The organism is Chloroflexota bacterium, from assembly GCA_013152435.1.
GTDB lineage: Bacteria > Chloroflexota > Anaerolineae > DUEN01 > DUEN01 > DUEN01.
On record JAADGJ010000077.1, the window covers coordinates 41,493 to 61,704 of the forward strand.

A 20,212-nucleotide genomic window follows, 5' to 3' on the forward strand; every position below is an offset into this window, starting at 1 on the left:
AGTTAGGCGTATTTTAATGTCACTTATATACTTTTTGCGTAGGGCATCTTCCAGAGCGGGCGACGTGCCATTTCCCCTCGGAGCGGCGGGACCACATCGGAGGATTGCAGCCTCGTGTCGGGACGCCATCTTTGGCGCTCTCAAACAACCGTGCTACAATGGCTCGGATTGCTGATTCGGGGTGCGTTTCGCTCGTCTTGGTGTCTGGGGGACGCCCGGTCGAACGTGCTGGCGTGAATATCGTGAAAAGGAGGTGAATGTTGAAGCTGCAGGAGTATCAGTCGAAACGCATCTTCGCCCAGTATGGGATCCCGATCCCTCGCGGCGAGATAGCGGTCACCCCAGCTGAGGCGCGTGACATCGCCGCACGCCTGGGCACCCGGGTCGTCGTCAAGGCGCAGGTGCTGGTGGGAGGGCGAGGGAAGGCCGGCGGCGTGATCCTGGCCGACACACCCGATGACGCGGAGCTGGCGGCGGCCCGAATCCTGTGTACAGACCTCAAGGGATTGCTCGTCCGTAGGGTCCTGGTCGATGAGGCCGTGGATGTGCAAGAGGAGGTCTACCTGGGGGTCACGTTGGATCGGGCTCGCAGGCGGGTGACCGTGATGGCCTCGGCTGCCGGGGGCGTGGACATCGAAGAGGTCGCCCGGGAGACGCCGGAGAAGATCGTGCGGGTGGTGGTGGATCCCTTCCTGGGGTTGCGGGAATATCAGGCCCGCTCTCTTGCCTTCAGCATCGGCCTGCGGCGATATCTGATTCGTGACTTTGTGAGTATAGCGATGGCGCTTTACCAGGCGTTTATAGGATGCGATGCCTCGCTGGCGGAGATCAACCCGTTGGTCGTCACCGACGATGGGAAATTGATGGCGGTGGATGGGAAGATGGTCATCGATGATAACGCCCTCTTCCGCCATCCGGATCTGGCGGAACTGCGGGATCCCGATGATGAGACCCCCGAGGAGCGTGAGGCGCGGCTGTACGGGTTGAGCTATGTGAAGCTGGAGGGCGAGATCGGCTGTATGGTGAATGGGGCCGGGCTGGCCATGGCGACGATGGACATCACCAAGCTGTATGGCGGATCGCCGGCCAATTTCCTGGACATCGGCGGCGGCGCGCAGGCGGAGAAGGTCGCCGCTGCCCTGCGGATCATCCTGTCCGATGAGAACGTCAAGACCGTGCTGGTGAACATCTTCGGCGGGATCACCCGGTGCGACGAGGTGGCGCGGGGGATCTTGGATGCGCTGGAGGAGATCGGGGGGATCCATGTGCCCATGGTCGTGCGGCTGGTCGGCACCAATGAGGAGGAAGGACGGCGCATCCTGGCCGATGCAAGCCTGATCACGGCGGCCTCTCTCCCCGAGGCCGCTCAGAAGGCGGTGGCAGCGGCGCGCGGGGAGGTGGTGGCATGAGCATCCTGGTCAGCACGGAGACACGGTTGTTGGTGCAGGGGATCACCGGGCGAGAGGGGAGATTCCACACGCAACAGATGGTCGAGTATGGCACCAAGGTGGTCGCCGGTGTCACCCCGGGAAAGGGCGGCGAGTGGGTGGACGGCGTCCCCGTCTTCGATACCGTGCGGGATGCGGTGGAGGCGACGGATGCCAATACCTCGATCATCTACGTGCCCGCCCGTTTCGCCACCGATGCCATCCTGGAGGCGGCCGATGCCGGGATCGAGCTGATCGTCTGCATCACCGAGGGGATCCCGGTCATGGATATGGTGCAGGTGAAGGCGTACCTGGATCAGCAGGGGGTGCGCCTGATCGGCCCCAATTGCCCGGGGCTCATCACGCCGGGTGAGGCGAAGGTGGGGATCATGCCCGGACATATCCATATCCCCGGGGCGATCGGCGTTGTGTCCCGTTCGGGCACGTTGACCTATGAGGTGGTGTACGCCTTGACGGAGCGTGGGCTGGGGCAGTCGACAGCAATCGGCATCGGCGGCGACCCCATCATCGGCACCGACTTCGTCGAGGTGCTGCGGCTGTTCGAGGAGGACCCGGGCACGGAGCAGGTCGTGCTCATCGGCGAGATCGGTGGGACCGATGAGGAGCGGGCGGCCAAGTTCATCGCCGAGTATATGAGCAAGCCGGTGACGGCCTTCATCGCCGGGCAGACGGCGCCGCCGGGGAAGCGGATGGGGCATGCCGGCGCCATCATCTCCGGCGGGACCGGGACCGCGGCCGAGAAGATCAAGGCTCTGGAGGCGGCCGGCGTGCGCGTCGCTCGACATCCGATCGAGATCGCGGAGATCGTGGCTGAGCGGGTGTGAGCGCTTCGGCGGGATGAGGGCCGCGAGGCATGGCGGTTCCATGGGGTTGGGATGGCCAAGCGAGTGGTGTTACCGGCCCATTGGGCCGAGCCAGGGACGCTTGCGTATGAGGTGATGTCCTTTGCCGTCAGGCAGAGACGTCGCGTCTGGCTGGTGGGGGGCGCCGTACGCGATCGCCTGCTGTTGCGCCGGATACACGATCTGGATCTGGTGGTGAAGGACGGGGCGGCCGACCTGGCCCAGGCGATCGCGGATCGCTTCGGCGGCGCGTTCTATCTGCTGGACCAGGAGCGGGACTACGGGCGTGCCCTGCTCTCGGAGGCGGCCGGGAAGCGGTCGCTGATCGTGGATGTGACCCCCTTGCAGGGGCGGGACCTGGAGGAGGACCTGCGTGGGCGGGACTTCACCATCAACGCCATGGCCGTCCTCCTGCGCGTGGACGCCTCGGGGGATCTGATCGATCCGCTGGGTGGCCTGCAGGATCTGCGGACCGGCGTGCTTCGGCTGGCGTCGGAACATGCTCTGGAGGCGGACCCCATCCGCCTCCTGCGGGCGCCTCGTCTGGCGGGCGAGCTGGAGCTGCGCATCACCCCGGAGACGATCCAGGCGATCCGGGATTCGGCGGAGAGGCTGGCGGATGCCTCCGCTGAGCGTATCCGGGACGAGTTGTGGCGCATGTTGGGGCATCCCGGATGCGCCCGTGCCGTGCACGTCCTGCACCGCTTGCGGCTGCTGGCGGTCGTTCTGCCGGAGGCGGAGGCGCTGACGGGGATCACCCAGGGGCCGCCCCACCACTGGGGCGTGTTTGAGCACACGATCCAGACGATGCTGATGACGGATCGGATACTGGCGCTGATCCTGGGGCGCGATCGGCCACGGGACGTGGTGGAAACCCTGATGTGGGAGCGGCTCTCGCGCTACGCGTCCCCGCTGCGCGATCACCTCCTCCAGACGATCCGTGGGAGGCGAAGGCGCGCTGGATGGCTGCGATGGCTGGCTTTGACGCACGATTGGGGGAAGGGGATCACACGCATGGTGGGCCCCGATGGGCGGATCCGCTTCCTGGGACATGATCGTGAGGGAGCTCGCCTGGCCTACGAGCGGTTGAACGCGTTGCGCTTCAGCCGGGAGGAGGCGCGCCATCTCCGCCGTATGGTGCGTCATCATATGCGGCCCCTGTTCCTCACCCGCAAGGATCGCCCTCCCACCGCGCGGGCGATCTATCGCTTCTTCCGAGACGTGGACGACGCCGGGTTGGAGCTGCTGCTGCTGGGTTTGGCGGATCATCGGGCCACCTACGGTCCGGATCTCCACCTGGAGGACTGGCGGGACCACGTGGCGCGCATCGTCGACCTGATGGCGGACTGGTTCGAGCGGCGCGACGAGCGGGTGGCGCCTCCTCCGCTGGTGGATGGGCATACCTTGATCCAGGAGTTAGGCGTCCCGCCGGGGCCGGAAATCGGCCGGCTGTTGGAGGCGGTGCGGGAGGCGCAGGCGGTGGGGGAGGTGCGTGATCGCGAGGAGGCGCTGGCTTTCGTGCGTCGTCTGCACGAGCAAAACGTTCAGAAGCAGAAGAGGGTAGACAACGGTGCAGATTCGGGCGGCGGCGGCGGAGGTGGCTAAGTACGCCACCAGCGCGAGCGGTGATACGTTGGAAATGATCGAGCGGCCTCATGGGGGGCTCTCCTTTGTGCTGGTGGATGGCCAGCGCAGTGGGTGGAGCGCCAAGGCCATCAGCAATCTCGTCGCACGGAAGGTGATCTCGCTTCTGGCCGAGGGGGTCCGGGACGGCGCGGCGGCCCGGGCCGCCCACGATTACCTGCGAACGCTGCGTCGGGCGCAGGTGTTGGCATCCTTGATCATCGTCTCCGTCGATCTGGTCAGCCGGACCCTGGTCGTTTCCCGCAACAGCGATTGCCCCGTGGTGGTCGTCAACGGGCAGGGGACCCGCCTGCTGGATGACCCCAGCGAGCCCATCGGTGTCCGCACGTACATGAAGCCCGTCATCGCCGAGCTGCCGATCCAGGTCTCCACGACGGTGGTGGCGGCCACGGATGGCGTATGGTCGGCGGGCGCCCGCTCTCACCGGCGGATGGATGTGCCCGCCATGGTCTCCCGCCTTCACGAGGAGTGCCCGGGAGACGCCCGGGCGATGGCGGATGCCATCCTCTCGGAGGCGCTGTCGCTGGATCAGGGCCGTCCTCATGATGATATCAGCGTGTTGGTGGTTTGTGTGGCCGATGGCGAGCCCGCTGACGGCGCCCACCGGCTGGATGTGAGCTTCCCGTTGCCGCGCGCTCTGGGATAGTCGGATCGCTTGAGGAGGCCATGCGCGTCAAAGTCGTTGGGCCATGCGCCTCGGGCAAGTCGACGTTGGTGGAGCGGCTGCGCGCGGCCGGGTATGACGCGCACCAGTGCCTGCAGGAACACTCTTACGTGCCCGATATGTGGCGTCGGATCAATCCGCCGGATGTGTTGATCTTTGTGGACGCCCGGTTAGATACCGCCATGCGGCGCCGGCCTCGCTCGGACTGGTCGCCGGGGCTGTTGGCGGAGCAGCAGCGGCGATTGGCCCACGCTCGGGCTCACTGCGACCTCTACATCGCCACCGACGATCTGACGCCGGAGCAGGTGTACGAGCGGGCGCGCGCCTTTTTACGGGAACGTCATGCCGGACATTTGACAGGAACGATCGGCCCCTGATATAATCGCCGTGTTTGCCCGTCCAAGCGTCCCTTCAGGACGGGCTCACTCTGCTACTTCGCATCCTAAATTCTCGAAGGATTCTCACATGCGCGATCGCAACCTGACTGCACTTGTCGCCATCATCCTCTTGGCCCTGGTGGCCCTGTACATCGCCCTCCCGATCCCTCACCCCGACTGGCTGAAGAACGCCCTGTTCTGGCAACCCAAGGATCTGCGTAGCCTGGAGCTGAAGCTGGGTTTGGATCTGCAGGGCGGGTTGGAGGTGCTGCTGGAGGCGGACCTGCCGCCCGATCAGGAGATCAGCAAGGATGCCATTGATGCGGCCCGCGTGATCGTGGAGCAGCGTGTCAACGGCCTGGGGGTGACGGAGCCGTTGGTCCAGCTCCAGGGGGACCGCCGTATCATCGTTCAGCTGCCGGGGATCCAGAAACCGGAGCAGGCCATCGCCACCATCAAGGGGACCGGCCTGCTGGAGTTCGTGGACGCGGGCGCCAAGCCGCTGCCTCGGGGCGCCACGATCCGAACCGACTTCGCCAGCAGTGAGCCGTCGGCTGAGGAGGGGGCGGTGACGGCCACCGGCGAGATCACCACCACGGGCACGGTGACGGCTACCGGTGAGATCACCGCCACGGAGACGACGACGGCGACCGCCCCGTTCTCCGATCAGATCTACCACACAGTCATGACCGGGGCGGATCTGCAGGATGCCCGGGTGCAGTTGGATAATCTGGGGCGGCCCTACATCGCCTTCGAGTTGACCGATACGGGCGCCAAGAAGTTCGAGGAGTACACGGCGCAGAACATCGGGCGGTTCCTGTGCATCACCATGGATAAGGTGGTGATCTCCTGTCCGGAGATCCGGGCCAAGATCGGCAAGCGGGGGATCATCGAGGGCGGACAGCAGGGGTTCGAGCTGGCGGAGGCCCGTAATCTGGCCATTCAGATGCGCTATGGTGCGCTGCCGGTGCCGTTGAAGGTCGTCGATGTGCGCACCGTGGGGCCCACGCTGGGGCAGGATTCCATCCAGAAGAGCATCACGGCCGGCCTGGTGGGCGTCTCCGTGGTCCTGCTCTTCATGTTGATCTATTATCGACTGCCGGGGCTGCTGGCGGATTTCGCCCTGCTCACCTATGCGGTGCTGAACCTGGCGATCTACAAGCTGGTGCCCATCACGTTGACGCTTCCGGGCATCGCGGGGTTCCTCCTCTCCACGGGTATGGCGGTGGATGCGAACATCCTGATCTTCGAGCGTATGAAGGAGGAGCTGCGGGCCGGTCGCCCGTTGCATATGGCCGTGGAGGCGGGGTTCAGCCGGGCGTGGACATCGATCTGGGATTCCAACCTGTCCACCATCATCACGTGTATCATCCTGGCCTGGTTTGGATCGAACTTCGGGGCCAGCACCGTCAAAGGGTTCGCCGTGAACCTGGGCCTTGGTGTGCTGATCAGCATGTTCACCGCAGTGGTGGCCACCCGGACCTTCATGCGGGCCACCCTGAGCCGGGGCGGCGAGGAGATCCGGAAGCGGCACTGGCTGTTGGGCATTTAATCGGCGATTTGGACCGCTGGGATATGAGGAGGCACTCCGTTGTTTAACATCGTCGAGAAGCGAGGCTGGTATTTCCTGTTCTCGGCTTTCATCATCTTTCCGGGTTTGGTGGCCATGATTTACTCCACGGTCACCTATGGCACGCCATTGCGGCTGAGCATCGACTTCACGGGGGGCTCCTTCTGGGAGCTGCAGTTCCAGGAGCCGGTGCAGCCGTCCGCCGTTCGGGATGTGTTCGTCGATCACGGGCTCACCGATACGGTGGTGCAGACGGTTGGGGATGGGCGTACCGTGGTCATTCGGCTGAAGCCGATCGATAACGAGACCAAGGTGGCGTTGCGCCAGGCGCTGGAGGAGCGGTTCGGCCCGGCCGAGGAGCGTCAGTTCCGCTCCGTCGGCCCGGCGATCGGTCGAGAGGTCACCCGGGCTGCGACGGTGGCCGTGTTCGCCGCTGCGATCGCAATCCTGGGGTTCATCATCTTCGCCTTCCGTAAGGTGCCTCATCCCTTCCGCTTTGGGGTGTGCGCGATCATCGCCATGATCCATGACATCCTGGTGACCACCGGCCTGTTCTCCATCGCGGGCATCTTCCTGGGGTGGGAGGTGGACGCGCTCTTTCTCACGGCGTTGCTGACGGTCATCGGCTTCTCGGTGCAGGATACCATCGTCGTGTTCGATCGCATCCGGGAGAACGTGCCCAAGCGGCGAGGTGAGCCGTTCGAGACGGTGGTGAATCGGAGCCTGTTGGAGACGATCCATCGCTCCCTGGCCACGCAGCTGAACGCGATCTTCATCATGATCGCCCTTCTCCTGTTCGGCGGCTCGACGATCAAGCAGTTCATCGCCACCATGCTGGTGGGATTGATCAGCGGTACCTATTCCTCCATCTTCAACGCGGTGCCCCTGTTGGTCGTGTGGGAGAAGGGGGATATCCGCCGGCTGTTTGCGCGGCTGCGAGGGGGGCAGCCGGCGACGGTGTGATCGGCGGGGCAGCTATCATCGAGCGAGCGCGGGGTGCCCGCGCTCGTTTCATTTTGGCGGAGAGGAGGTGGCCTCATGCGGGCGTTGGTGTTCGACGGCGAACGGTTGCGATACCGGACGGACTATCCACGGCCCGAGCTGCCGCCGGGCGAGGCGCTGGTGCGGGTGCGGATGGCGGGCATCTGCGGCACCGATCTGGAGATCACGCGGGGATACATGGGCTTTCGGGGCGTCCCCGGACACGAGTTCGTGGGCGTGGTGGAGGAGGCGCCGGATGCCGCATGGGTGGGGCGGCGCGTGGTGGGCGAGATCAACGCGGCCTGTGGCGAGTGCCCGACCTGTCGGGCCGGCCGGCCGACCCATTGTCCCAACCGCACGACCCTGGGCATCGACCGGCGGGATGGGGCCTTCGCCGAGTTCCTGTGCCTGCCGCTGACGAATCTGCACCCTGTGCCGGATCACGTCCCGGACGAGGCGGCCGTCTTCACCGAGCCGCTGGCAGCCGCGCTGCAGATCCTGGAGCAGGTACACGTGCGCCCCACCGATCGGGTGGCGGTCCTGGGGGCGGGGCGGTTGGGCCAGCTGATCGCCCGGGTGCTGCGATTGACGGGGTGCGAGCTGGTGGTCTGGGGACGGCATGAGGGCAAGCTGGACCGCCTCCGTGCGCTGGGGATCGAGGCTCGGGGGGATAGCGTGTATCCGGAGGCCTGGGCGGATGTGGTGGTGGAGGTGACGGGTAGCCCGACGGGGTTCGCGGCCGCCCGGCGCATGGTGCGGCCGCGAGGCACCCTGGTGCTCAAGAGCACGTATCGCGGCAGCCTGGAGGCGGACTTCACCGGATTGGTCGTCGACGAGATCACGCTGGTGGGGTCCCGATGCGGGCCCTTTCCCCCGGCGTTGCGGCTCCTGGCCAGCGGTTTGGTGCCTGTGGCCGATCTGGTGGAAGCGTGCTATCCCTTGGAGGAGGGGGAGGCTGCCTTTGAGCACGCCGCCCGGCCGGGCGTTCTGAAGGTGCTCGTGCAGGGATAGGGGCACGGTGGCGCTTCGTCCCGCCGGAGAAGGCCATTCTCTCGCTCCGGCGGTCTCCCTTGTGGGCGTTGCCGGAATAGGGGCCATTCATGCGGTCTGAGGGAAATCGTCGCCGCGTCGCCACATTTGACAAACCCGGGTGGGTACAGTATCATGCCGCGCACCATGACACTTTATAAGAACAAGAAGATGTGGGCGCGTCGTGACGTAGGTGTGCTGATCGTCGTGGCCCTGTTGATGATCGGGTGCCAATCGAACGTTCAGGTGAACCAGCACCCGCTGCCCGATTCCGTATCCCAGGCCATGGCGACGCCTGTGGCGCCATCTCAGGGTGTGGCGCTCCTGGCCGTCGACTTCGATCCACCATTGGACCATCTTGAGCTGGTCGCCGGCCGGGGGGTGACCCTGATGGTGGCCGTTCAGAATCTCGGATCTCGTGTCGCTCGACATATCCCGGTTACGGCCCGCCTGTTTGACGGGGACGCTCCGGAGGATCACCCGGTCCTGTTGTTGGAGTCCACCGCGTTTCTGGATCAGGTCGAGCCGGATGAGATCGCCATCGTGCGGTTCGATCGGTTGACCGCGCTCCCGCTGCGCACTCGCTACTATCTGCGTGTGGAAGTCGGGGGCGCTATGGGGGGACCGGGGCGTGGTCAGGTGTTCGAGATCACGATCGTGCCCACGCCGTCTGCCGTAGAGGCCGTTCCGTCGGAGTGATCCGGCGGGATGCGAGGCTAACGGAGGGGGCGATCCCGCTTTCATTTGGGGATTGATTCTTTTGCGCGCCCTGGGATGGTAGCGCCCGGATAGGCATGGGAGATCGGGTTGCTCAGGTGTACCCGATCGTGTGGGGCGATCCGGGCGGTCTACAGGGCGAATTCATCGGGTGAGAGATCCTTCGTGATGAGGTGTGAGCAGCGGACAACGAAGACGGTCACGGGAAGGCTCCCGTGACCGTCTCTCTTGCTGATGACCGGGACCCCCGGCTTCCTCGCGAGGGCCTTTCAGATCGTGTAAGCGGCGTGGATCAGCGCACGCCGCAGGTGCTGCAAGCATGGGAGGTGCATGCGCTGCACCCGTTCCCGGAGCCGGCGATCACGCGGCTCCCGCCGGAGCCGTCCTGGCTGATCGCGGCGAAGCGGGAGATCACCCGCCGGACCGTCATCTCATGGCAGGACGGGCACGCGACCGGTTCATCGGCCTGGCTGAAGGATCGTAACACCTCGAACGTTTTCTGACAACCTTCACAGTAATACTCGTACATTGGCATGAGCGATTCCTCCCCTCCACGCGTTCGGACGTATTTTACCGCCGCCGGTGGTCGGCGTCAAGGCGCTCGCCCGCTGCTCTGGCTGGCGCTCTGCGTGATGTGGGCGCTGGTCGGCTTCGGCCCGCCGGTGCTGACCAGCGGGGGGACGCCACCGAGCTGGCGGCTGTACCCCGACCAGGTGCGGGACCTGGTGGCCTCTCAGCGTATGCCCCCGATCACGGCGAGGGCGGCGCTGTTGGCTGACGCCCGGACGGGCGAGATCCTGCTGAGCTACAACGCCGACCAGCCGTTGCCCCCGGCCAGCACGACGAAGATGATGACGGCGCTGGTGACGTTGGAGCGCGCCCGGCCGGACGAGGTCGTGACCGTCCCCGCCGAGGCGCTGATCGGAAACGCCAGCATGGGGTTGCGGGCGGGGGAGCAGTTGACCGTTGAGGATCTGCTGTACGGGCTGTTGATGGTGTCCGGCAACGATGCGGCGATGGCCCTGGCCTATCACGTGGGGGGCTCCCCGGAGGCCTTTGTGGCGTTGATGAATCAGAAGGCGGCCGAGATGGGGCTCTCCCATACCCATTTCGTCAACCCACATGGCCTGGATGCCCCCGATCATCTGGCCAGCGCCGCGGATCTGCTGGCCATCGCCCGGGCGGGATTGGAGAACGAGCTGTTCGCCCAGATCGTGGCCACGCCGCAGAAGCAGGTGGCGGGCCGATTGTTGATCAATCGGAACGAGTTGCTAACCACCTATCCCGGAGCGGATGGCGTGAAGACGGGGACGACGGACGCCGCCGGGCAGTGCCTGGTCGCATCCGCAACCCGGGAGGGAGGCCGGGCGATCTCCATCGTCCTGGGCAGCCAGGATCGGTATGCGGATAGCCGGGCGCTCCTGGATCACTACTTCACCTATTATGGGTGGCGGCGGCTGGCCTTGTCGCAGAGCGGCCTGAACCGGGTGCACTGGCCCGATGGCCGGGTGCGGGAGCTGCGCGCCGATACGACGCCGGAGGTGTTTCTTCCCCGCTGGCAATGGCCGTTGGTGCGCGTTGTGCGTGTGCTCGACGCCGGTGCGCCGGGCGAGCGGGCCGGTCGAGCTATCTTTCGCGTGGGGCCGCGCGTTATCGCAGAGGTCCCATTACGCTGGCAGGAGCCTTGAATATGCCGCTTGAGCGTTTGCAGAAGGTCCTGGCACACGCGGGTGTGGCCTCCCGGAGGGCGTGCGAGGACCTGATCCGACAGGGCCGGGTGGCCGTGAATGGCACCGTGGTGACCGAGCTGGGCACCAAGGTGGACCCATCGCGTGATCGCATCCTGGTGGATGGGGAGCCGATACGCCCTCGTGAGACGCCTCGCTATCTTCTGCTACATAAGCCGGCGGGCTACCTGAGCGTGATGGAGGACCCGCGCGGCCGCCCCGACCTGGGCGATCTGGTGGATAGCTCGGAGCGGTTGTTCCCCGTCGGCCGCCTGGATATGGCCAGCGAGGGGTTGATGTTGCTGACCAATGACGGCGATCTGGCCAACCGGCTGATGCACCCGCGTTATGAGCACGCCAAGACGTATCTCGTGTTGGTGCGTGGACAGCCGTCGGCCCGTGCGTTGTGGAAGCTGCGGCGCGGGGTGGAGCTAGAGGATGGGTGGACGAGGCCGGCTCGGGTGGAGGTAGTGCGGGGTTGGCCTCGTGAGCTGGTGGGGAATTGGTGGCATGACACGATGCCCCGGGAGGCTGGACCGACGACGTGGTTGCGCATCACACTGCGCGAGGGGAGGAAACGGGAGATTCGGCGCATGTTGAGCGCGATCGGCCATCCGGTTGTGCGATTGATTCGCGTCGGCCTGGGCCCGTTGCGGCTGGGGAAGTTGCCGCCCGGGGAGTCCCGCCCTTTGACCGCTCACGAGCTGCGGTTGCTTCAGGCCCGTCGAGGGGCGCGCGTCGCCCCGCGTCAGGAGGATCGGAAGGGGCATGCGTCGCCGGCGGCGCGACGGAGACGGGGGAGGAAGAGGCGATGACGCGGCCCTCCGTGATCGCGATCGACGGCCCGGCGGCCTCGGGTAAGAGCACTTTGGGCCAGCGGTTAGCTCGGGCGTTGGGGTATCTCTATTTCGATACGGGCGTGATGTATCGGGCGGTGACGTGGGCGGCCCTGTGTCGTGGCATCGATCCCGAGGATGAGGCCGCCGTGACCCGGCTGGCGGAGGAGGTGCATATCGACGTGGTGCCTCCCACGGTGGCGGACGGCCGGCAGTATACCGTGTTGTTGGACGGCCAGGACGTGACCTGGGACTTGCGTCGGCCGGAGGTGGACACCTGGGTGTCCCCGGTCTCGGCCTACCCGGGCGTGCGAGCCGCGTTGACGGCGCAGCAGCGCCGTATCGCCGCCAGTGGCCGCGTGGTGATGGTGGGGCGGGACATCGGCACTGTGGTGCTGCCTCACGCCGATCTCAAGATCTACCTGGACGCCTCGCTGGAGGAGCGGGCACGGCGACGCTGTGAGGAGTTGCGGGCTCGCGGTCAGCCTGCTGACTACGAGGATGTGTTGGCGTCCATGCGTCGTCGAGACGAGATCGATTCGCATCGGGCCACGGCTCCGTTGCGCCCTGCGCCCGATGCGATCATTGTGGATTCCACGGATATGGATGTGGAGGAGACGTTGGAGCACGTGATGAAGTTGGTGGAGGCGTGGGATGACCACGACGGTAAATGAGCGGGATGCCGGCCGGAAACGGGCGCAGCCCTCGTTTCGGGTACCGCTGGGGCGTCGGATCTGGGATCCTGTGTTGCACTTTCTGCTCTGGCTCTTCACGCGTGTCACCGTGGAGGGGGTGGAGAACATCCCCCCGACCGGTCCGCTGATCCTGATCCTCAATCACGTGCACTTTTTGGACCCGGTGGTGCTGGTGGCGCACGTGCCGCGGTACGCGGTGCCCATCGGCAAGGCGGAGGCGTTCGAATGGCCGGTGGTGGGGAAGCTCATGAAGTGGTATCGGGTGATCCCGATCCGTCGTGGGGAGCTGGACATGACGGCCATGCGTTGGGCGGATCGACTGTTGGCGGCCGGGCAGGCGTTGATCATCGCCCCGGAGGGGACGCGCAGCCGGACGGGGAAGCTTCAGCAGGGGAAGTCCGGAGCCGTCTTCTTCGCCCGTCGTCATGACCCGATCATCGTGCCGGTGGGGGTAACCGGGGCGACCGACTTCTCCGAGAACATCCGCCGGCTGCGTCGCACGCCCATTCACGTCAAAATCGGCCGGCCGTTCAAGTTCCGCTGGCCGGCTTCCAGGCGGGTGGACCGGGAGACGATGCGGCAGATGACGGACGAGGCGATGTATCGGATCGCCGAGCTGTTGCCCCCGGAGATGCGTGGCGTGTATGCGGATCTCTCTCAGGCGACCACCGAGTACATCATCCCCATCGAGCCGACGTGGGCGCCCGCTCTTGAGGAGAGAAGATAGCAGGCGGGGGGCTCACTCACGCGGTTCGTTGATGTGCGTTATCCCCGGATGCGGTGGCAGAAAGATCACCGCAGGTGATGCTTATCCGTTGTTCGCGTGCTCATTTTCAGCCCAATGGCACCGGATGTTGAGGCGTCCGGCCCTGGATGACCGCCAACACGTCGGTGACGGCGCCCATCGCCATGCGGAGGAGCGCCTCGTCCGTGTGAGCCGCCATGTGCGGGGTCACGACGACGTTGTCGAGCTGGAGAAGCGGGCTGTCGGGTGGTAACGGCTCTGGATCGAACACGTCCAGGCCGGCGCCGGCGATCCAGCCCTCTTGCAGAGCCCGGATCAGCGCCGCCTGGTCGACTACGGGGCCGCGGGAGGCGTTGGTCAGGAACGCTGTGGGCTTCATCCTCCGGAGGGCGCTCTCATCGATCAGGCCGTGTGTCTCGGGGAGCAACGGCACGTGCACCGACACGAAGTCCGCCGCCTCCAGGAGCTCGTCCAGGGGCACTCGCTGTGCATTTAGCCGGGCGGCCGCCTCCGAGTGCTCCACGACGTCGTAGTACAGCACCGGCATGGCCAGCGCGGCGTGGCATAGGGTCGCCACGCGCTGCCCGATGCGTCCAAAGCCGACGATCCCCAACGTCTTGCCGTGCAGCTCGTGGCCGGTCAGCCGGTAGCGCGCCTCCCAGTCCCCCGCCCGCAGCGCCTGATCGGCCTGCAGGATGCGCTTGGCCAGGATGATCATCATCCCCAGGCAGTGCTCGGCCACCGACTCGGTGTTCGCGTCGGGGGTGTTCACCACCACGATGCCGAGCTCGGCGGCCGCCCGGCAGTCGATATGATCGAGGCCCACGCCGTGCCGGCCGATCACCTTGAGGCGGGGCGCGGCCTCCATGAGGCGACGACTCACCCGGCCTCGGGCACGGACGATGATCCCATCCACATCCGCCACGGCCCGGATCAGATCGTCCTCGTCCAGGCTATCCGCCATCCTCACCTCGGCTCGCTCGCTCAGGTAAGCCAGCGCCTTCGGATGGATCGGCTCATACAACAGTACAACCGGCTTGCTCACGGATACCTCCTCCCGATCTCCAACTCTCGATCCCCTAGAGCGTGTCTGAAAATTTACCGGCAAGGTGTCTGAGGGCCTCCCTCAACGACCAGCTCCACAGGGGGAGGTGTGGAGGGGGCCTCCCCTCCACGGAAAACCCCACTTTTCCGGCCTGCACCTGCCTTTCTCGGCCCTTTCCGAAGGGCCCGGGCCGAGGCCGGGCGGGTCGAAGGCGGGAGAATGTCTTTTTCCGGAGGGGCGGAGCCCCTCCGGGCCTCTCCACAGCAGAAGCAATGGCATTTCTCAGACACACTCTTAGTACTTCAAAGCCCCTTCCGTCAGTCCCTTGATAATGTACTTCTGCGCCAGCAGGAAGAACGTCAGGCTGGGGACGACGGCATAGATGCCTGCGGCGCACATGCGATTCCAGTACGTCACCTCGTCTCCCACGAAGTAATACAGGCCGACGGTGATCGGCTTCAGCTCGTCGTAATGGATGAACAGGTAGGGCGCGAAGAACTCGTTCCATGCCCACAGGAATGCGACCACGGAGATGGCGCCCACGCTGCCCGCGGTGATCGGCAGCACCACTCGGAAGATCGTGCCCGTCCTCGTGCAGCCATCCACGATGGCGGCGTCGATCAGATCACGGGGAAAGGCATCGAAGAACCCCTTCAGGAGCCACACCACCAGGGGGTAGCTCAAGTAGATCAGGTACAGGATCACGGCGAGCCGGGTGTTCAGCAGCCCTAGCTTTCGCATGATCAGATAGTATGGGAGCAGCATCGCCAGAGGGGGGATCGTGCGCGTGAACAGGAAGAGCCCCAAGATCAGGTTGCTGCCCTGGTAGGGATACTGGCTGAGCGCATAAGCCGTGAAGACGCTCGCGACCACGATGATCACCGTCGCCGTCAAACAGGCGATCAGGGAGTTCTTCAGGTACGTCGGGATAGGGGCTTCAAACCACGTGAATCTCATGGTCTCGAGGGTGAAATCCTTCGGAAAGTAGGTGGGTGGGCTCATGAAGGTCTCGGGAAGCGTCTTGAACGCGGACAGGACCATCCATATGAACGGGGATACCATAAAGAGGGAGATCACACCGAGCACGACATAAGGGGTCGCTGGGTGATCGATCACCTTCAGCAGGAGGTCTCTGACTTTCATGCGGTTGCTCCCCCTATCGTTTCTGAAGCGTGTAGTAGATGAATACGGAGCCTATGATGAATGTCAGGAGCACCAGGATGACGCTGATGGCGGCCGCCACCCCGAAATTGAGGAACTCGTATAGGCTGTCGAACAGATACGTCCCGATCACGTAGGTGCTCTTGGTGTAGCCGCCTCCTGGCGTCATGGAGTAGATGACGTCGATGCTCCGGAACGTGAACATCAGCGTGATGAGCGTCCCGATCATGATCGGCCTGCTGCTGAGCGGAAGGGTGATGTGTATGAAGCTGTCGATGGAGTCCGCCCCATCGACCCGGGCCGCGTCGTATAGCTCCTCGAGGATGGCTTGAAACGCGGCCAGGGTGATGATCGTCAAGAAGGGGATACGCCTCCACGCGTCGGCGATGATGACCCCCAACATCGAGGAGATGGGGTCCTCGTAGATGTTCAGCGCCGTCTTCCTGATCCCCGACCGCATCAGCAGATCGCTGATGGGACCGAACGACGGATGGAACATCCAGGCCCACAGAAACCCGGACAGGATGAGGGGGACCGCCCATGGCATGACCACTAATGACCGGAACAGGGCGGAGCCCTTCCCAATCCTACCCAGGCACGCTGCTAAAAGCACGCTGGTGACCAGGGTGAGCCCTGTGGAGCCAAAGGAGAACACAAAGGTGCGTTGTAGGATCCTCGGGAAATCCGGATTGCTCAGGACTCTCTTGTAGTTGTCGAATCCGGCGAACACCACGGGCGACATGTTGTCGTATCGGTAGAAGCTCAACCCGATGACGTAGATGAGCGGGAGTAGCACCCAGGCGAGCAGGAGGACCAGCCCTGGGATGGAGAGGAGCATCCCGTAGCTTGCGTTGGAGATTTGCCTCGTCCTTCTCATGGAAATCGGCTCCTAATGCGGGCTGATGAACAAAAGACCTTCCCGAAAGCGATCGACGATGACATATCCCTGACCTCGCAGGTCTGCGTTGGGCTTTCGAGAAGGCCGATGGCGGCCATCTCCTGGCTCATCCTTCCGGCGCGTGTGACCTGCGGGGATCTACGCGTGACCAATCATGCATGGATGCCGTTGGCGGATGAGCCTCAGGCCGGTGAAGAGCTCGATCGGCATGATATGCGGGGCCCAGGGGGCAGCTTCATCCTGCCCCCTGGGCGGATGGGACGGGTCAGAGCGTGTACTCCCGGATCTTGGCCAGCGCCTCATCGAACGCGGCGTTGGAGTCCATCCCCTCCAGCACGGCCTTGCCCAGGTACTCGGAGAGGATGTCCGATACGTAGGCCGCTCCGGGCGGAAGGGCCTCGATGCGGGCCGTTCGGGCGGAGGCGGCTCGTACCTCGGGGATGGTGATCCCCCGCTTCACGGGCTCAGCGGCCCCGATCTCCTTGGCCACCTCCTTGGCGAAATCCCAATTCACCTTCTCCACGATATCGGGGTCCTCGTACACGGCGGGCAGGAAGGAGTCGTTCCCCTCCACCAGGAGCTCATACATGCCGGCTTCTTTGCTCCTGTAGAAGTCGAGGAAGAGCATGGCGGCCGCCTTGTGCTGCTCGTCGGCGAAGTTGTTGATCATGTACACGTCGAAGTTGATGTACCCGATGCGATTGGAGTCGGGCTGGGAGGCATCCCACTTGGGCGGCGGGACGGCGGCCCAGTCCCCCTTTAGCTCGGGGAAGTCCTCGTCGAACTTCACGGCGTAGACGGAGTAGGCGAGGGCCATGGCCGCTTTGCCCATGCCGAAGACCGTGTGATAGTCCTTCCAACCGTATCCGAGGCAGGCCACATCCGCTACGTCATCCTTCATCAGGCCCACCAGGTAGTTCCAGGCGTTCCTGAACTCTGGCGTATCCAGGTTCCACTTTCCGTCCTTCAGCAGCGTCTGCCCCTGGGAGTACGTCAGAGCGCTCAAATAGGCGATGTGGATGTGGCCCGATTTGCTCGCGCCGAACACGATGCCGTAGTAGTCCTCGCCCAGGTTCTCCTTCGCCCATGCCCGGGTCTTCTTCGCCGCCTCGTAGACCTCCTCCCAGGTCTCCGGGACCTTTTCGACGCCCGCGGCTTCCAGCCAGGAGGGCCTGTAGAAGAAGACGTAATACTGGACGATGTTGACGGAGCCGTAGAAGTGGTCGTCCCACCTCAGGGCATCGACTAGGCCGGGGGAATACAGGGCCTGCACGTCAGACGGCCACATCTCATCGATCTGATGGGCCCAACCAGCGGAGGCGACGTGGGCGTATTCGACCTCCGCCCGGATGAACCCGAAGTGGACGCTCGGGTCCTTGGAGGTCACCACGGAGAGGAATTTCGGGAACGTGTAGGCGCCGCCGACCTCGAGGGCCTTCATCTTGATGCCGGTCTTCTGCTCGAACAGCCTCATGCCGATGGCCGTGGCGATGTCGTCCTTCAGGGCGCCGCTGTTGAAGAAGACCAGCTCCTTGACCCCCTCGGTGGCCTTATCCCACCCCTCGGGCAGGATGTACTCATCGGCCAGCAACCGATCGGTCATGGGGACGGGCTTGTTCCAGTCGATCAGCTCCCATGCCTTCTTGGCCTCGGGGGCCTCCTCCACCGCCTCCGGGGCGGCCGCCTCCCTTCCAACCGCCTGAGGAGTGGGAGCACAGGCTGCGACCAGCGAGGCAATGGCCGCCGTGCCGCTCAAGCGCAAGAAGTCTCGCCGGGTTAGCCTATCTCGTCGGCTCATGTTTTATCCTCCCTCCTCCCTGCTGAAGATCGTTTGGGCTCTCTGAGAGAAGAATCCATCCCCCGCCGGGCTGCCGGATCTCATCCATCAGCGGCAGTCCCGGAGGTTCTCAGCTCATCCTGATCGCATCCCTCCCTTCCCTGTCTGATTGGGCGTGGTTGCGCGGCATGTTCGAGGCCAGCTCACGGTGCGCCTGCCGGCAGCCCACGCGGTTATGGCTTCTACACCACCTGCCGGGGGAGAGCAGGGTGGCTCTAGAGGGTACCGCATTCATACCCGTGCCTGATCGGGTAATTTCTGCACGGGTTCAGGTGAGGCGCGGCAACGCTTCCTCGCTATGGATTTGTGTGGATGCGTCTGAGATTCGTCAGGATCCGAGCTCGTGCCCAGGAAAGCCGACGGTGTGGAGAAGTGAATAAACGCCTTTGTAAACGTGGCCCCCCTGTGGTGAACCGAGAACACAGGAGGGGATCGGAAAAACGGCAGGCCTTCGCCGTTCTCGTACGCGATGGCCATCCGATATCACGATCCAACTTGCAGCGAGGGAAGTGATGATGGCAGCAGCGAGGCTCGCAACTCGTTTTTATTATATAGCATCCCTGCTCATGGGTCAACTATATTGTGTATTTGATAATCGATTGTAAATATCACCAGACGTATTGGCTCTATTGCGTCTTCTTCAGGCGGGTAGAGCCTCCTTTGTGCTTGCCGGCGCCTCATTCATGTGGCATTCTACGTGTGGCGCTCTTGGTGATGCGTCGAGAGAACGGGGCGAATCGGCGGATCCGCGTCGGGGGAACCGAGGCGTCGGTGAGGAGCGGCTAAGCCGATAGAATAAGTGAGGAGTGGATTCCATGCTGCAAGTTGGGATCATCGGGTACGGACGTAGGATTGAGCATATGGCCAAGGCGATGGCGGTGTTTGGGATCCCTTACCGGGTGGCCGCCATCGCCGATCCTCGGGCGGACGAGATTCGGGCGCGCCGGGATCCCTTCCTGGCCGAGACGCGATTCTATGAGTCGGCCGACGAGATGCTGGCTCACGCCGACGAGCTGGACGGGGTGATGATCGGCACGCGATGCCATCTGCACACGGAGATGGCCTGTAAGGTTGCCCCCACCGGACTCCCTATCTTCCTGGAGAAGCCTGTCGCCATCACCTTTGCGCAGCTCAAGCGGTTGGAGGAGACATTTCGGGATTACACGGCGCCGGTCGTGGTCTCCTTCCCCCTGCGGCTGACGCCGGTCCTGCAGGCCGTGCGGGAGATCGTGGCATCGGATCGCATCGGAACCGTCGAGCAGGTGGTGGCGTTCAACGACGTCCCCTACGGTACCGTCTATTTCCGCCGCTGGCATCGGAATTACGAGTTGAACGGGGGACTGTTCCTGCAGAAGGCCACGCACGATTTCGACTACATCACCTATCTGCTGGGACAGCGTCCCAGGTGGATCAGCGCGATGAAGGCGCGTCGGGTCTTTGGGGGGAATAAGCCCTTCGATCTCAAGTGCCGGGATTGTGATGAGCGGGAGACGTGTCCGGAGAGCCCTTTCTCCCGTTTCCGCTTTGGCTACGAGGGCGACCAGGTACAGTATGATCGAAGGGGGGAGCATTGCGTCTTCTCTGAGGGCATTGAATTGCAGGACATGGGGAGTTGCCTGCTCGAGTATGAGAACGGTGTGCAGGTCAGCTATACGCAGAACTTCTTCGCCCGCTATAGGGCGGCGCGGCGGGGCGCCCGGCTGTATGGGTATAAGGGGACCATCGAGTTCGATTGGTATCAGAATCAGATCCGGGTGTATCGGCACACGTCGCCCGTGGTGGAGACCATCGATTTCACGGGGGATATGCCGCACTTCGGCGGGGATCGCGAGCTGTGCTATGATTTCCTCGTGGCGATGCGGGACCATCGTCCCTCGCGCAGCCCGCTTTCCGCGGGGATCCTCAGCGCGCTGACCTGCCTGTGGGCGAGGGAGTCGGCTGATAGGCGCCAGGTATGCGAGGTGAAGATGCCGGAGAGCATGCCATCCTAGGAGAA

The 20,212-nt window shown here is 64.3% G+C and carries 19 protein-coding genes; 14 read left to right on the forward strand and 5 right to left on the reverse strand.

Going from position 1 to position 20,212, the window contains the following annotated elements:
* The first annotated feature begins 260 nt into the window (after nt 1-260).
* The 9 genes from sucC (at nt 261) to GXP39_11625 (ending at nt 9,254) form a co-directional block, all read left to right on the forward strand.
* Nucleotides 261-1,409 carry an ADP-forming succinate--CoA ligase subunit beta gene (gene sucC, locus GXP39_11585; protein NOZ28678.1) on the forward strand — a complete coding sequence of 383 codons (1,149 nt, stop codon included), beginning with the start codon at nt 261-263 and terminating at the stop codon, nt 1,407-1,409.
* Nucleotides 1,406-2,272 (forward strand): succinate--CoA ligase subunit alpha, encoded by an 867-nt coding sequence (gene sucD / locus GXP39_11590; protein NOZ28679.1) that lies wholly within the window; start codon nt 1,406-1,408, stop codon nt 2,270-2,272. Before sucC ends, sucD begins: the two co-directional genes overlap by 4 nt.
* A 51-nt stretch (nt 2,273-2,323) precedes the next feature.
* A complete protein-coding gene (locus tag GXP39_11595; GenBank protein ID NOZ28680.1) occupies nt 2,324-3,895 on the forward strand; it encodes an HD domain-containing protein in 1,572 nt (523 codons plus the stop codon).
* Entirely contained in the window at nt 3,861-4,580 is a 720-nt protein-coding gene (locus GXP39_11600; GenBank protein NOZ28681.1) for a SpoIIE family protein phosphatase, read from the forward strand. The genes GXP39_11595 and GXP39_11600 overlap by 35 nt, the downstream gene beginning before the upstream one ends.
* 20 nt (nt 4,581-4,600) lie before the next feature.
* Nucleotides 4,601-4,975, forward strand: a complete 375-nt coding sequence (locus GXP39_11605) for a hypothetical protein (protein NOZ28682.1) — start codon at nt 4,601-4,603, stop codon at nt 4,973-4,975.
* 88 nt (nt 4,976-5,063) lie between these two features.
* Entirely contained in the window at nt 5,064-6,527 is a 1,464-nt protein-coding gene (gene secD / locus GXP39_11610) for a protein translocase subunit SecD (GenBank protein NOZ28683.1), read from the forward strand.
* Between the two features lie 39 nt (nt 6,528-6,566).
* A complete protein-coding gene (gene secF, locus GXP39_11615) occupies nt 6,567-7,508 on the forward strand; it encodes a protein translocase subunit SecF (protein ID NOZ28684.1) in 942 nt (313 codons plus the stop codon).
* A 75-nt stretch (nt 7,509-7,583) separates the two neighbouring features.
* Entirely contained in the window at nt 7,584-8,537 is a 954-nt protein-coding gene (locus tag GXP39_11620; GenBank protein NOZ28685.1) for an alcohol dehydrogenase catalytic domain-containing protein, read from the forward strand.
* 153 nt (nt 8,538-8,690) lie between these two features.
* Nucleotides 8,691-9,254: a hypothetical protein gene (locus tag GXP39_11625; protein NOZ28686.1), complete on the forward strand. Its 564-nt coding sequence runs from the start codon at nt 8,691-8,693 to the stop codon at nt 9,252-9,254.
* A 310-nt stretch (nt 9,255-9,564) separates the two neighbouring features.
* On the opposite strand, the gene GXP39_11630 is transcribed toward GXP39_11625, so the two are convergent.
* Nucleotides 9,565-9,807, reverse strand: coding sequence for a zinc ribbon domain-containing protein (locus tag GXP39_11630; GenBank protein NOZ28687.1), 243 nt, complete (start codon nt 9,805-9,807; stop codon nt 9,565-9,567).
* Here GXP39_11630 and GXP39_11635 point away from each other — a divergent pair.
* Genes GXP39_11635 through GXP39_11650 form a run of 4 tightly spaced genes read left to right on the forward strand, consistent with a single transcriptional unit; the run spans nt 9,806 to nt 13,257 of the window.
* Nucleotides 9,806-10,960, forward strand: coding sequence for a D-alanyl-D-alanine carboxypeptidase (locus GXP39_11635; GenBank protein ID NOZ28688.1), 1,155 nt, complete (start codon nt 9,806-9,808; stop codon nt 10,958-10,960). The two genes, GXP39_11630 and GXP39_11635, sit on opposite strands and share 2 nt — an antisense overlap.
* Nucleotides 10,961-10,962: 2 nt before the next feature.
* A complete protein-coding gene (locus tag GXP39_11640) occupies nt 10,963-11,814 on the forward strand; it encodes an rRNA pseudouridine synthase (protein ID NOZ28689.1) in 852 nt (283 codons plus the stop codon).
* Nucleotides 11,811-12,509, forward strand: coding sequence for a (d)CMP kinase (locus tag GXP39_11645; GenBank protein NOZ28690.1), 699 nt, complete (start codon nt 11,811-11,813; stop codon nt 12,507-12,509). The genes GXP39_11640 and GXP39_11645 overlap by 4 nt, the downstream gene beginning before the upstream one ends.
* Nucleotides 12,490-13,257, forward strand: a complete 768-nt coding sequence (locus GXP39_11650) for a 1-acyl-sn-glycerol-3-phosphate acyltransferase (GenBank protein ID NOZ28691.1) — start codon at nt 12,490-12,492, stop codon at nt 13,255-13,257. The genes GXP39_11645 and GXP39_11650 overlap by 20 nt, the downstream gene beginning before the upstream one ends.
* A 106-nt stretch (nt 13,258-13,363) precedes the next feature.
* Here the strand turns inward: GXP39_11650 and GXP39_11655 are convergent, their stop codons facing one another.
* The 4 genes from GXP39_11655 to GXP39_11670 form a co-directional block, all read right to left on the reverse strand.
* Nucleotides 13,364-14,320, reverse strand: a complete 957-nt coding sequence (locus tag GXP39_11655; protein NOZ28692.1) for a hydroxyacid dehydrogenase — start codon at nt 14,318-14,320, stop codon at nt 13,364-13,366.
* 294 nt (nt 14,321-14,614) lie between these two features.
* Nucleotides 14,615-15,463 carry a carbohydrate ABC transporter permease gene (locus GXP39_11660; protein NOZ28693.1) on the reverse strand — a complete coding sequence of 283 codons (849 nt, stop codon included), beginning with the start codon at nt 15,461-15,463 and terminating at the stop codon, nt 14,615-14,617.
* Nucleotides 15,464-15,476: 13 nt separating this feature from the next.
* A complete protein-coding gene (locus GXP39_11665; GenBank protein NOZ28694.1) occupies nt 15,477-16,358 on the reverse strand; it encodes a sugar ABC transporter permease in 882 nt (293 codons plus the stop codon).
* 286 nt (nt 16,359-16,644) lie between these two features.
* Nucleotides 16,645-18,177, reverse strand: coding sequence for an extracellular solute-binding protein (locus GXP39_11670; GenBank protein ID NOZ28695.1), 1,533 nt, complete (start codon nt 18,175-18,177; stop codon nt 16,645-16,647).
* Nucleotides 18,178-19,031: 854 nt separating this feature from the next.
* Between GXP39_11670 and GXP39_11675 the strand changes: the two genes are divergently transcribed.
* The gene (locus GXP39_11675; protein NOZ28696.1) at nt 19,032-20,207 is read left to right on the forward strand and encodes a Gfo/Idh/MocA family oxidoreductase; all 1,176 of its coding nucleotides are present in this window, start codon (nt 19,032-19,034) and stop codon (nt 20,205-20,207) included.
* Nucleotides 20,208-20,212: the final 5 nt, after the last annotated feature.